The organism is Flavobacterium sp. GW823-FHT06G12 (genome assembly GCF_058794775.1).
On sequence record NZ_JBXAHE010000001.1, the window covers coordinates 288,142 to 302,798 of the forward strand.

9 protein-coding genes are annotated in these 14,657 nt (G+C 33.7%); all 9 read left to right on the plus strand.

All coding sequences use genetic code 11. The features are described 5' to 3' along the window. Positions 1-60 precede the first annotated feature (60 nt). The 9 genes from AC1Q5Z_RS01175 to secDF all read left to right on the plus strand — a co-directional run bounded on the left by AC1Q5Z_RS01175 (position 61) and on the right by secDF (position 14,641). Complete coding sequence (locus AC1Q5Z_RS01175; protein WP_492443455.1) at positions 61-924, plus strand: PhzF family phenazine biosynthesis protein; 864 nt, start codon at positions 61-63, stop codon at positions 922-924. Positions 925-1,065: 141 nt separating this feature from the next. Then, positions 1,066-2,817, plus strand: a complete 1,752-nt coding sequence (locus AC1Q5Z_RS01180) for a TonB-dependent receptor (RefSeq protein ID WP_492443457.1) — start codon at positions 1,066-1,068, stop codon at positions 2,815-2,817. Between the two features lie 132 nt (positions 2,818-2,949). Further along, positions 2,950-3,480: a GNAT family N-acetyltransferase gene (locus tag AC1Q5Z_RS01185; RefSeq protein ID WP_343588462.1), complete on the plus strand. Its 531-nt coding sequence runs from the start codon at positions 2,950-2,952 to the stop codon at positions 3,478-3,480. Positions 3,481-3,543: 63 nt separating this feature from the next. Next, positions 3,544-3,993 carry a hypothetical protein gene (locus tag AC1Q5Z_RS01190; RefSeq protein WP_198856890.1) on the plus strand — a complete coding sequence of 150 codons (450 nt, stop codon included), beginning with the start codon at positions 3,544-3,546 and terminating at the stop codon, positions 3,991-3,993. Positions 3,994-4,476: 483 nt separating this feature from the next. Then, entirely contained in the window at positions 4,477-6,150 is a 1,674-nt protein-coding gene (gene asnB, locus AC1Q5Z_RS01195) for an asparagine synthase B (RefSeq protein WP_177210404.1), read from the plus strand. A 310-nt stretch (positions 6,151-6,460) separates the two neighbouring features. After that, entirely contained in the window at positions 6,461-8,074 is a 1,614-nt protein-coding gene (gene asnB / locus AC1Q5Z_RS01200) for an asparagine synthase B (protein ID WP_492443460.1), read from the plus strand. Between the two features lie 363 nt (positions 8,075-8,437). Further along, positions 8,438-10,378: a DNA topoisomerase (ATP-hydrolyzing) subunit B gene (gene gyrB / locus AC1Q5Z_RS01205; protein WP_198856892.1), complete on the plus strand. Its 1,941-nt coding sequence runs from the start codon at positions 8,438-8,440 to the stop codon at positions 10,376-10,378. 110 nt (positions 10,379-10,488) lie between these two features. Beyond that, positions 10,489-11,424 (plus strand): malate dehydrogenase, encoded by a 936-nt coding sequence (gene mdh, locus AC1Q5Z_RS01210; RefSeq protein WP_278022377.1) that lies wholly within the window; start codon positions 10,489-10,491, stop codon positions 11,422-11,424. 226 nt (positions 11,425-11,650) lie between these two features. Continuing rightward, positions 11,651-14,641 carry a protein translocase subunit SecDF gene (gene secDF, locus AC1Q5Z_RS01215; RefSeq protein ID WP_198856894.1) on the plus strand — a complete coding sequence of 997 codons (2,991 nt, stop codon included), beginning with the start codon at positions 11,651-11,653 and terminating at the stop codon, positions 14,639-14,641. Positions 14,642-14,657 lie beyond the last annotated feature (16 nt).

A 14,657-nucleotide genomic window follows, 5' to 3' on the forward strand; every position in this document is an offset into this window, starting at 1 on the left:
AAATAGAAAATAACGAAAAACATTTTACATCTCACAAATCACATTTTACAAGAAAAAATAATGAGTTTACCTTTTTATATAGTTGATGTTTTTGCCGATAAAAAATATGCTGGAAATCAGCTGGCGGTTTTTATGGATGCAGAAAATCTAAGCACAGAACAAATGCAACAAATTGCACGCGAGATTAATTTTGCAGAAAGCACATTTGTAACCAAACTGGATAAAACCAATAATAAAGCAGAAATTAGAATTTTTACGCCAGCGCACGAAATGCAGTTTGCGGGACATCCGATTATTGGAACTTCTTGGGTTTTGATGAACAAAATCTTTGAAAATGCTCCGAACGGAATAAAATTAGAAGTGCCAATTGGACCAATTTCTATCAATAAATCAGACGATTTGATTTGGTTAAAAGCGGCTCAGCCAAAGTTTTGGGATACTTTTTCTAAAATAGATTTTACTTTTTTCAGCAACTTGAAAGTAAGTGATTTCGAAAATCAGTTTCCAATTCAGGAAGTCACAACTGGAAGTGCTTTTGTAATGGTTGGATTAAGCAGTAAAAGAGCTTTAGAAAATTTGGTTTTGGATAAAGACAAAGCTGATGAGTGGATGAAACAGCACTGCAAAACAGATCATAGAGGTTTATACTTTTATTATTTAGAAGGAGAAAAATTGTTCAGCAGAATGTTGTGTATTGAGCATAATCAATTGGTAGAAGATGCTGCAACAGGAAGCGCAAGTACTTGTTTACAGGCTTTTTTATTAAAATATCATAAACCTGAGTTTGAATTGACAAATCATCAAGGAGATTACATCGGGCGCCCGTCTGAGATTTATTTTAATGGAAAACTAAACGGGGAACAGTTCGATATTAGAATAGGAGGAAAAGCTCAGTTTGTGGCTAAAGGAGAGTGGGAAGCTTAGAAATTAGATAATTGAGATAATTAGAAAATTAGATAATGTAAAAAGTGAAATGTGAAAAGAAAGATGTAAATGTGAAAAGAGAATATTGGTTGAAAACACATTTTACATTTTACAAACAACATTTTACACAATAATATAAATATGAAATTAAACTGCCGACATAAAATAATCATTTTGTTAGTGTTATTTGCTGCTCAGTTTTCGATTGCGCAAAAGAAAAATGAAACTATTGGAACCGAAACTGTAAACGTAGTAAAACCTTATTCGCCGACTATTTCAGATGCTTTTAAAGTGAAAGAAACGCCTTCGCTTGATGATAGTGGTAATCAGCCGAAGGAAGTTATTAAGTACAGTATTTTGTCTGTTCCTGTGGCTTCTACTTTTACGCCTTCAAAAGGAAAAGCGGAGGGCGTAGAAAAAGCAAAAAAAGAAAGATTGTTTAATAATTATGCGACTGTAGGTGTTGGTAATTATAGCACTTTAAACGCTGAGTTATTTGTAAATCAAGATTTAGGAAACAATGATTATGTGGCGGGAATGTTTCGCCATCACTCTTCTCAAGGTGGAATCAAAGATGTAGAATTGAATGATGAATTTTATGATACAGCAATAAATGTTGGTTACGGTCAAAATAACAGAGATAATAACTGGAACATTGATTTAGGTTACCAAAACCAGATTTATAATTGGTACGGACTTCCGTCAGATTTTGGTTCGACAATTCCAGATCAGCGTTACGATTTGGTAAACAGCATTAATCCAGATCATTCGTACAACACAATTTCACTTGGTGGAAATGCAGAATTTACAGAAAGTATTTTTAGTAAGCTTTCAGCAAGATTTACACACTTTTCAGACAGTTATTCTTCATCAGAAAATAGATTTTATGTAAAGCCAACTTTTACAGTTGATGTAATGGATCAGGCTATTAAAACAAACGTTATTGTAGATCACGTAAGCGGTTCTTTCAAGAATAATTATTTACAAGACAATACAGAAGCTTTAAAATATAGCTTTACAAACGTTGGAATCGAGCCAAGTTTTGTGGTCAATGAAAATGAGTGGACTTTAGAATTAGGAGCTGGAATTTATTACAGTGCAGATTCTGAAAACAGCGGTAATAAATTTTATTTCTATCCAAAAGTGAATGCATCTTATAAATTGGTTGGCGATTTAATGATTTTCTATACTGGAGTAAATGGAGCTTTAAACCAAAACTCTTATGCAGATTTTGTGACAGATAATCCGTTTTTATCTCCAACTTTAAACATGCGTCCATCAAGCACGCAATACAATGTTTTTGCTGGTTTGAAAGGAAAATTGGCTAACAATGTAAATTATAACTTGACAGGTTCTTATTTGAATGAGAAAAATAAAGCATTGTTTAAAGCGAATGATTACACAGAAGTTGTTACAAACGAAGATTATGCTTTCGGGAACTCATTTGGAGTAGTTTATGAAGGTATTAGAACGTTCCGTTTGTATGCAGAACTAAAAGCCGATTTCTCTCAAAATGTAACTTTCGGAATCAATGGAACTTTTAATAGTTATAACACAGATAATGCAGTTGAAGCGTGGAATTTGCCAACAATGAAATTAAGTTCGACTTTAGACGTTAATATTACTAAGCAGTGGTACGCAGGTTTGAATGTATTTTATGTTGGAGAAAGAAAAGATATGCAAACCAATACTTCTTTAGGAATCGATGCTACGCCAATTACTTTAAAAAGCTATTTTGACGCCAATGCTCATTTAGGATATAAATTTAGCGAACGTTTGACGTTTTTCTTGAAATTGAATAACATTGGAAACCAAGCTTACGAAAAATGGTTAAATTATCCTGTACAAGGATTCCAAGTTTTAGGAGGTGCAAATTATAAATTTGATTTTTAAGAGATCTTTGCCATAAAGATACTTAGGCACAAAAACATTTTAAATGAATGTGCCTTTTTTTTTCAGCCATGAACTCATGAATTTTTTGGAGTAGATTCGTGAATTCGTGGCTGTTTTTTTTAATTTTATAAAATGGAAATTAAACTACGTCAAGAAAATAAAAACGATTTTGAAAGTGTTTTTCAATTGATTGAAAAAGCTTTTGAAAAAGAAGAATACAGTGATCACAAAGAACAGTTTTTAGTAGAAAGACTAAGGAATTCTGAAGCTTTTATTCCAGAGCTTTCTATTGTCGCTGAAATTGATAATAAAATTGTAGGTCATATTTTATTTACCAAACTGCAGATAAAAAATGAATCGGAAACCTTTCCTTCACTAGCACTTGCTCCAGTTTCGGTTTTACCAGAATTTCAAGGAAAAGGAATTGGTTCTGAACTCATTTTGCACGGACACGAAATTGCAAAAAGTTTAGGTTACAAATCGGTTATTTTATTAGGGCATCAAGATTATTATCCAAGATTCGGATATGAACTTTGTGAAAAATACAATATCAAAATGCCGTTTGATGTTCCAGCTGAAAACTGTATGGTTATCGCATTAACGGAAGATGCTTTAAAAGGGATAAGCGGAGAAGTAGTATACCCAAAAGCTTTTTTCGAATAAAAATTTAAATAAAGAAAAAACCTTAGCATCTTTGCATCTCAGAACCTTAGTACCTTACAAAAAATGACTTTCAAAGAAAAAATATATTCTCACTACACTCAAATGGTTCAAGATCGAATAGATGTTTTTAAAGACATGATTTCGGGTTTGACAGAAGATTCAAAAAATGATGCCAAAGGTTCTGCAGGTGATAAGCATGAAACGGCTTTGTCAATGATGCATATCGAGCAAGAAAAATTGACAAATAAATTAAAAGAAGCTTTAGAGCAAAAAGCAATTTTGGATAAGATAGATCCACTAAAAACGACAGAAAATATTGTTTTGGGAAGTTTGGTAAAAGCAAACGGAATCTATCTGTATGTAAGTGTTGCACTTCCTAAAATAACAATTGACGGAATTAACGTTATTGCACTTTCTCCACAATCTCCTTTGGGAAATCATTTAATGGGTAATAAAGCTGGATTTCAATTTGAAATAAATAAGACGCATTATACGATTCAAAGCGTTGAATAATGTATTCGTCTATGAACAACTTTGTCAAAGTTTCAAACTTTGACAAAGTTTTCTAAAGATCAGACATAAAGTAATTCCATACAGTTTGTCATTTCGAGGAACGAGAAATCTTCGCAAGTAACTCCGCAACGTGTATCGCCAATCTTTGTAGAGCTTCTTGATAATGTCTTGTATTATTGTGTAAACAATAATACAAGAACAACTTTCTAACTCTTCTTTACGAATCTTTCATTAGTAATGAAATAACTCAAAAATTAATTCAAAAAACTGGTTTAAAGTTTCAATTTTCAACCAGTTTTATAGTCCAAATTAAAATTTTCAAGTTTCAAGCTCGTTTTTACTTCTAAATTTTACATTTTATATGTAAAAATAAAATTATGGTTTTAAATTGTAATTGAAATACATAATTGTGTTTTTCAATTGTAACTAATATCACATCTTTGCCCTATCAAATTAAAATTTAAAGAATTAAAATATAAAATTATGTGTGGAATTGTATGTGCCTTTGATCTTAAACAAAAAGCCGAAGCGTTAAGACCTCAAGTATTAGAAATGTCAAAAATCATTCGTCACCGCGGACCAGACTGGAGCGGAATTTACAGCAATGATAAAGCGATTCTTTCTCATGAGCGTTTGGCAATTGTAGATCCAGCTTCAGGAAAACAGCCTTTATTTACAGAAGACAAAAAACTAGTTTTAGCTGCAAATGGTGAGATTTACAACCACAGAGATTTGCGTAAACAATTTGAAGGAAAATATAACTTTCAAACTGAAAGTGACTGTGAAGTTATTTTAGCACTTTACAGAGAAAAAGGAGTAAGCTTTGTTGATGAATTAAACGGAATCTTCGGTTTCGCAATTTATGATGTTGATAAAGACGAGTATTTCGTAGCTCGTGACCACATGGGGATTATTCCATTATATATTGGATGGGATCAGCACGGTACTTTCTATGTAGCTTCTGAGTTAAAAGCTTTAGAAGGATATTGTACAAAAATCGAATTATTCCCTCCAGGACATTATTTATCAAGTAAAGACGGTGAATTTGTACAGTGGTACAAAAGAGACTGGACAGAATATGATGCAGTAAAAGACAACGAAACTAGCATTCCAGAAATCAGAAAAGCATTGGAAGCTGCGGTTCACAGACAATTAATGAGTGACGTTCCTTACGGAGTTTTACTTTCTGGAGGTTTAGATTCTTCTATTACTTCAGCTGTGGCTAAGAAATTTGCTCAAAAAAGAATCGAATCAGATGATACTACAGATGCTTGGTATCCGCAGTTGCACTCTTTCTCTGTTGGATTGGAAGGTTCTCCAGATTTAGCGGCAGCAAGAAAAGTAGCAGATCATATCGGAACTATTCACCACGAAATTAAATTTACAATCCAAGAAGGTTTAGATGCAGTTCGTGATGTAATTTACAACTTAGAAACGTATGATGTAACTACAGTTAGAGCTTCGACTCCAATGTGGTTAATGGCGAGAGTGATCAAATCTATGGGAATTAAAATGGTTCTTTCAGGAGAAGGAGCAGATGAGTTGTTTGGAGGATATTTATATTTCCACAAAGCGCCAAATGCTAAAGAATTCCATGAAGAAAACGTTCGTAAATTAGGAAAACTTCACATGTACGATTGTTTACGTGCAAACAAAAGTCTAGCAGCTTGGGGAATCGAAGGTCGTGTGCCATTCTTGGATAAAGAATTTATGGATGTTGCAATGCGCATCAACCCACAAGATAAAATGATCAACAAAGAGCATCCGATGGAAAAATGGGTTGTTCGTAAAGCTTTTGAAGATATGCTTCCAGAAAGTGTTGCTTGGAGACAAAAAGAGCAATTTTCTGATGGAGTAGGATATAGCTGGATTGATACTTTGAAAGAAGTGGTAGCTAGAGAGGTTTCAGATGAGCAATTGGCAAACGCTAGATTTAAATTCCCATTGCAAACTCCAACTTCAAAAGAAGAGTATTACTATCGTTCAATTTTTACAGAACATTTCCCAAGTGATGCTGCAGCATTATGTGTTCCTCAGGAAGCAAGTGTAGCTTGTAGTACTAAAATTGCTTTGGAGTGGGATGAAGCATTCAAAAACTTAAACGATCCATCAGGAAGAGCAGTAGCAAATGTTCACGATGATGCTTATGTTAAATAATTAAGAGTTTAATTTTTAGAATTAGTATATATATTGCCGAAAGACGTTCTTTTATGAGAGCGTCTTTCTTGTCTAAAAAAGTTTCTGTTTTTCAATAGATTAAAATTAAAAGTTTTGGTAATCGATTAAAATTTATTTCCAATTTGACTTTCGTTGAAATAAAAGTTAAACCATGAAATTTTAGGATGCAAAATGTAGGAAAGCAGAAAATAATATTTAGTTTTGCTTTTAAGCGGAAATTTTAATGATTTTTTAATGTACAGCTTATTTGAGGCTGGTACATCAGAATAAAAATAAAAAATAAAATAGTATGTCTGGATTGTTAGCCGTTATTGGCAAAGGAAAAGGCCCCAAGCTTGTAAAAGAACTTTCTGAGAGAATGTCACATCGCGGACCTGATGAGAGCGATATTCATATTATGGAAAATGGCAGTATACTTTGTCATGAAAGCCTTTCTATAATTGATCTTAATTCGGGAAAACAGCCTATTCAAGGGACTGATAAAGCATGGATGGTACATGATGGTGAAATTTATAATTATCAAGAACTTAAAGACACGGTTTTAAAGAATCATACTTTTAGAACAGAATCTGATTCTGAAGTAATTGTACATCTTTATGAAGAATTCGGATATGATTTTTGCAATAAATTGGATGGAGATTTTGCTTTTGTGGTTGTAGATGGCGATAAATATATTGCAGGTCGTGACCCGATTGGAGTAAAACCTTTGTATTATGGTTTGGATGAAAGAGGACGAATTTATTTTTCGTCAGAAATGAAGTCTATTGCAGACCAGTGCAAGTCGTTTTCTACTTTTCCTCCAGGACATTACTATACAGCAAAAACAGGTTTTGTAAAATACTATCGTCCAGAATACGAAGATCATAAAAACGCAACTCATGCATTAGATTTAGGGTTGATTCGTGAAAGTTTGATTCAAGCTACAAATAAACGATTATTAGGCAATGTGCCTTTAGGGACTGTTTTGTCAGGAGGTTTAGACACTTCGTTGATTTCTTCTATTGCTTCTCGATTGCTGAAAGAAAAAGGACAAAAACTCCATTCGTTTTCTATCGGATTAGATGCCGAAGCACCAGATAATATCGCAGCAAGAAAAGCCGCAGAATTTTTAGGAACAGAACATCACGAAATCCATTTTTCTGTTGAAGAGGGAGTTAAAGCATTAGAAAAAGTAATTTATCATTTGGAGACATACGATATTATTTCTGTAAGATCTGGTGTTCCTATGTATTTGCTTTCAAAAGCTATTGCAGATCAAGGTATAAAAGTTATCTTGTCTGGCGAAGGAGCCGATGAGGTTTTTGGAGGACATTTGTATTTTAGAAATGCACCATCAGAAGAAGAATTTCAAGATGAAACGATAGAAAGAGTTCAAAAGTTATTTACAGCTGACTTACTTCGTGCAGATAAAACGACAATGGCAAATGGTTTAGAAGTTCGTATTCCATTTTTGGATACAGAATTTTTAGATGTTGCCATTCGAATTAAAACAGAAGAAAAACAGCCGAAAACTTATGATGGTGTTGAGAAATATATTCTAAGAAAAGCTTTTGATACTGAAGATGCTTATTTGCCTTCAGAAGTTTTATGGAGACAAAAAGAGCAATTTTCTGATGGAGTAGGATATAAATGGGTAGATGAATTAATCGAATATTGTGCTTCGCAAGTTACAGATGAGCAATTAGCTGGTGCAAGTGCCGAATTTCCGTATAATTCGCCAACGACGAAAGAAGCGTACTTATATCGATCAATTTTTCATAAATACTATCCACAGGTCAGCGCGGCGCAAACGGTTCGTAAATGGATTCCGAAATGGCAAGAAAACCTCGATCCGAGCGGAAGAGCAAATGCAGCCCATTTAAATGGAAATTTTGAACCTGTAAAAACTACTGTTATCGCTTAAAAGATGAAATTCCAAAATTTTTAAATTCCAAATTCCAAGTTGGATTCTGTTATAGAAAACCGAAATGCATTAAATGTATTTCGGTTTTTTAATTTTAATGTGTTAGGCAAATTTTAAAATTTTGATTCGGTATTTCAGATTTGGGATTTGGAGTTTGAGATTTTCAAAATTGGAATTTGGTATTTAAAATTTTGGAATTTTCAAAAAAATTGAATTTAAATTCATTTTTGGGTTTATTTTTTAGTTTTTCAGACAATTGTGTTGATAACTTAAGTGCTTTAAGTCGTAATTTACTGGGTATATAGCTCGCGTTTTTATATATTTGCGTGTTAGACATTAATTACATTTTTTAGAATAAATTATATGAGCGAAGAAATCAAGAAGAACAATTATTCAGCAGATAGTATTCAGGCATTAGAAGGGATGGAGCACGTAAGAATGCGTCCGTCGATGTATATTGGTGATGTAGGGGTTCGAGGACTACACCATTTGGTTTACGAGGTTGTTGATAACTCTATTGATGAGGCGATGGGAGGACATTGTGATACTATTAGTGTCGCAATAAACGAAGATGGTTCGGTAACAGTTGAAGATAACGGTCGTGGTATTCCTGTTGATTTACATAAAAAAGAAGGAGTTTCTGCACTTGAGGTTGTAATGACTAAAATTGGTGCCGGAGGTAAATTTGATAAAGACTCTTATAAAGTTTCTGGAGGACTTCACGGTGTTGGGGTTTCTGTAGTAAATGCACTTTCGGTTCATATGAAATCGACTGTTTTTAGAGAAGGAAAAATCTATGAGCAAGAGTATGAAAGAGGAAAATCATTATATCCAGTAAAACAAATTGGAGAAACAGATAAAAGAGGTACGCGCCAGACTTTTTATCCAGATGATACAATCTTTACTCAGACTACTGAGTTTTCATATGATACACTTTCAGCGCGTATGCGTGAGCTTTCTTTCTTGAATAAAGGAATCACAATCACGTTTACAGATAAGAGAGAAGTAGATGAAAAAGGAGAATTCAGAAGTGAAGTTTTCCATTCTCAGGAAGGTCTTAAAGAATACATTCGTTACTTAGATGGTAACCGTGAGCCAATTGTTTCTCACGTTATCAGTATGGATAATGATAAAGGTGAAATCCCAGTTGAGGTTGCCTTAATCTACAATACAAGTTATACAGAGAACATTTTCTCTTACGTAAATAATATCAATACGCACGAAGGAGGAACGCATTTGCAAGGTTTTAGAAGTGGTTTGACAAGAACGCTTAAAAAATATGCTGATGCTTCTGGTTTATTAGATAAATTAAAATTTGAAATTGCTGGAGATGACTTCCGTGAAGGATTAACAGCGATTATTTCGGTAAAAGTAGCTGAACCTCAGTTCGAAGGTCAGACAAAAACTAAACTTGGAAATAGAGAGGTAGTTTCTCCAGTTTCTCAAGCTGTTGGAGAAATGCTAGAAAATTATTTGGAAGAAAATCCAAATGATGCGAAATTAATTATCCAAAAAGTAATCCTAGCAGCTCAGGCACGTCACGCGGCGAAAAAAGCGCGTGAAATGGTACAGCGTAAAACCGTTATGGGCGGTGGAGGATTGCCAGGTAAGTTATCTGATTGCTCTGAACAAGATCCAGCAAGATGTGAGGTTTACCTTGTCGAGGGAGATTCGGCTGGTGGAACAGCAAAACAAGGACGTGATCGTAACTTTCAAGCGATTTTGCCATTACGTGGTAAAATCTTGAACGTTGAAAAAGCGATGCACCATAAAGTTTTCGAAAACGAAGAGATTAGAAATATCTTTACAGCTTTAGGAGTAACAGTTGGAACTGCAGAAGATAGTAAAGCATTAAATCTAGAAAAATTAAGATATCACAAGGTAATCATCATGTGTGATGCCGATGTCGATGGTAGCCACATTTCTACCTTAATATTAACGTTCTTCTTCCGTTTCATGAAAGAGCTAATTGAAGAAGGTCACGTTTATATTGCAGCGCCACCTTTATACTTAGTTAAAAAAGGAAATAAAAAAGAATATGCTTGGAATGATGTTCAGCGTGATCAAGCCAACGAAAGAATGGGAGGAAGTGCTAATATTCAACGTTATAAAGGTCTTGGAGAGATGAACGCGGAGCAATTATGGGAAACTACAATGGATCCGAATTTCAGAACTTTACGTCAAGTAAATATTGATAGTCTTGCTGAAGCTGATCAAGTTTTCTCTATGTTAATGGGGGATGAAGTGCCGCCTCGTAGAGAGTTTATCGAGAAAAATGCAGTTTATGCAAATATTGATGCATAAAATGAAAAATTAATAATTTCAATTCGTTTAATTGTTTAAATTTACTAGACAATTAAACGAATTGTCTTTTTAAAGAATAGACAAAATTAATAACCGATAAAGTAAAAAATATGAAAGTTACCATTGTAGGAGCAGGAAATGTTGGAGCTACATGTGCAGATGTTATTTCTTATAGAGGAATTGCTAGCGAAGTAGTATTGTTGGATATTAAAGAAGGTTTTGCCGAAGGTAAAGCATTGGATATTACACAATGTGCGACAAATACTGGTTTTAATACTAAAGTATCTGGCGTTACCAACGATTATTCTAAAACTGCAGGAAGTGATGTGGTTGTAATTACATCAGGAATTCCGAGAAAGCCAGGAATGACAAGAGAAGAATTAATCGGCATCAATGCAGGAATTGTGAAAACAGTTGCTGAGAATGTATTGAAGTATTCTCCAGATACGATTATTGTCGTAGTTTCCAACCCAATGGATACTATGACCTATTTAGCTTTAAAAGCTACAGGTCTTCCAAAAAACAGAATTATAGGTATGGGTGGAGCTTTAGATAGTTCTCGTTTTAGAACGTACCTTTCATTAGCTTTAGACAAACCAGCAAATGATATTTCGGCAATGGTAATTGGAGGTCATGGAGATACTACTATGATTCCGTTAACGCGTTTGGCTTCTTATAACGGAATTCCTGTATCACAGTTTCTTTCAGAAGAAGTATTGCAAAAAGTTGCCGCAGATACAATGGTAGGAGGAGCGACGCTTACAGGTCTTCTAGGGACTTCTGCTTGGTACGCACCAGGAGCTTCTGTGGCATATTTAGTTGATAGTATTTTGAATGATCAAAAGAAAATGATTGCTTGTTCTGTTTTTGTAGAAGGAGAATATGGTCAAAATGATATCTGTATTGGAGTGCCATGTATAATTGGTAAAAACGGAGTAGAAGAAATTCTAGATATAAACTTAAACGATCAGGAAAAGGCTTTATTTGCGAAAAGTGCAGATGCAGTTCGTAGTATGAATGATGCCCTTAAAACGATTTTAGTATAATAAAAATGGCAAAAAAGAAAAGAAGCTGCACTTTTGCAGCTTTTTTTTTGAGATTAATTAATAAATAAATTGGTTAATATTTTCGTTAATTATATATTTGCTCGGTTTAAAAAAAAATTGGTAATTCGTGATCTCGTATTTTTGTTTTAAAAAAATCATGTCAGGGCTTATTTTATGGGACTTTAAAACAAAAACAAAAATAAAACATAATTAATTTTTAGTAATAATGCAGAATAAAGGACTTATTAAATTTTTCGCAATTCTATTTGCATTGGTAAGTATTTACCAACTATCATTCACTTTTGTGGCAAATGGTGTCAAAAGTGAAGCCAAAGCTTTTGCAGGAGATAATCCTGATAAGGAGCTGAAATATTTAGATTCTATTGGTAAAGAAAAAGTATTAAATCTTGGTTTTACTGATTTCACTTACAATGAAGTGAAAAACAAACAACTTAATAAAGGTCTTGACTTAGAAGGAGGAATCAACGTAATTCTTCAAATTTCTATTAAAGATGTATTAAAAGGTTTGGCTAATAATTCTAAAAATCCAGTTTTTAATAAATCATTAGCTGATGCATCTGCAAATTTAGAAGGAAACAAAACGTATTTAAATAAGTTTTTTGAAGCTTTTGAAGCAAATTCAAAAGGATCTGTGAAATTAGCATCTCCAGATATTTTCGCTAACAGAAGCCTTCAAGGTGATGGTGGTGTAGATTTTCAAATGTCTGACGCGCAGGTTCAAAAAGTTATCAAAAGAAAAGTTGATGAGTCTGTAGAAAGTGCTTTTAAAGTATTAAGAGAGCGTATCGACAAATTTGGTGTTACACAGCCAAACATCCAGAAATTAGGAGAAACAGGAAGAATCTTAGTAGAGCTTCCAGGTGCAAAGGATGTTGATAGAATTAAAAAATTATTAGGTGGAAAAGCTCAATTAGAGTTTTGGGAAACTTATAAAATTGAAGAAATTGGTAATTTCTTAGTATCAGCAAACGAAGCTTTAAAGAAAACTGAAGTTAAGAAAACTGAAACTAAAACAGTTGCTAAAGATTCATTAAATGCATTATTAACAGATGCTAAAGATTCTTCAGATGTTAAAAAAGGAAACAATCCTTTATTTGATAAAATAGTTAGTAATGGTGGTGGGCCAGTTTTAGGTTATTTTGCTCCTAAAGATACAGCTGCTATCAATGATTATTTCAAAAGACCAGAAATTAGAGTATTATTGGCTGCTGACCAACACTATGCAAAATTTGTATGGAGTAAGCCAACAACTATAAAAGATCCAAAAGCTAAAGATGTAAAAAGCGCAGCTGATGTTGAAGTTGTAGAATTATACGCTTTAAAAGGAAACAGAGACAATACTCCAGCAATGAGCGGTGGTGTTGTAACTGATGCAAAAGATACTTTTGACCAAATGGGTAAACCAGCAGTTTCTATGCAAATGAACAGCCAAGGTGCTAAAGTTTGGGAAGAATTGACAGGAAGAGCATTTGCTCAAAAAAGTTACATTGCTATTGTATTAGATGATATCGTATATTCTGCTCCAGGTGTAACAAGCGGTCCTATTGCTGGAGGAAGATCTGAGATTACAGGTTCATTTGATGTAGCTGAAACTAAAGATTTAGCTAACGTATTAAATGCAGGTAAATTACCAGCTTCTGCAGATATTATTCAGTCAACGGTTGTAGGTCCATCTTTAGGACAAGCAGCTATCGATGCAGGTACAATTTCTTCTGTATTAGGTTTCTTATTAGTTTGTGTTTGGATGGTATTCTATTATGGTAAAGCAGGTTGGTATGCAAACCTTGCATTATTATTAAACTTACTATTCTTATTCGGAATTATGGCAAGTTTTGGTTTTGTATTAACATTACCAGGTATTGCAGGTATCGTATTAACATTAGGTACTGCGGTAGATGCGAACATTATTATTTACGAAAGAGCGAAAGAAGAATTACGTGAAGGAAAATCTCTTTCTGAAGCTGTTCAAGCTTCTTACGGATGGCATGGTGCAATGCGTTCTATTATTGATGCAAACGTTACTCACGTTTTAACTGGAGCGATCTTATTTATTTTCGGAACAGGTCCTATTAAAGGTTTCGCATTAACATTATTAATTGGTATCGTAACTTCATTGTTTACATCAATCTTTATTGCTAGAATCTTTATTGACAGAAATATTGCTGGAAAAGCTGATTTAACTTTCTGTACAAATATTACTAAAAACTGGTTTACAAACTTCCATTTTGACTTTATTAAAGTTAAGAAATTCACTTATATCTTCTCTTCTATTGTAACAGTAGTAAGTTTAGTTTCTATCTTCTTCGTTAACGGATTAGATGAAGGTGTTGATTTTGTTGGAGGAAGAACTTTCCAAGTTAAATTCGAAAAACCAGTTGATGCAACTGCAGTTTCAGATGAATTATCTGCTGCTTTCGGTACTCCAGTTGAAGCTAAAATTTTAGGTGATGATGATCAATTGAAAATCACAACTAAATACAAAATTAAAGAAGATGGAGTAGCTATTGATGAAGAAGTAAATCAGAAATTATATGCTGGATTACAGAAATACTTCCCAAATACAACTTACGATAAATTCATCAACTCATTTGATGGTAAGAAAGTTGGTGTTTTACAAGCTTCTAAAGTTGGTGCTTCTATCTCAGAGGATATTAAAACTAACTCTTACTGGGCGGTTCTTGGTGCAATGGCAGTTATTTTCTTATACTTAATGGTATCTTTCCGTAAATGGCAATATTCTTTAGGTGCAATTGCAGCTGTTGCTCACGACGTAATCTTTGTATTAGGAATTTATTCATTATGTTACAAATTCATGCCATTCCACATGGAAATGGATCAGCACTTTATCGCTGCGATCTTAACTGTAATTGGTTACTCTATGAACGATACTGTAATTGTATTTGACAGGGTGAGAGAGTTTATCATCGGAAACCGTAAAGGTAGTTTCGAAGATATCGTAAACGCTTCTATTAATACTACATTATCTAGAACATTGAATACTTCATTAATGATGATCATCGTATTATTAACGATGTTTATCTTCGGTGGAGAGTCTATCAGAGGATTTATCTTCGCAATGTTAATCGGTATTATTGTGGGTACTTACTCTTCATTATTTATCGCTACGCCAGTATTGGTTGATACGATTTCTAGTGATGAGAAACACACAATCGAAGACAAACACAATAAAGCATAATTATTGCTCTAGTTAT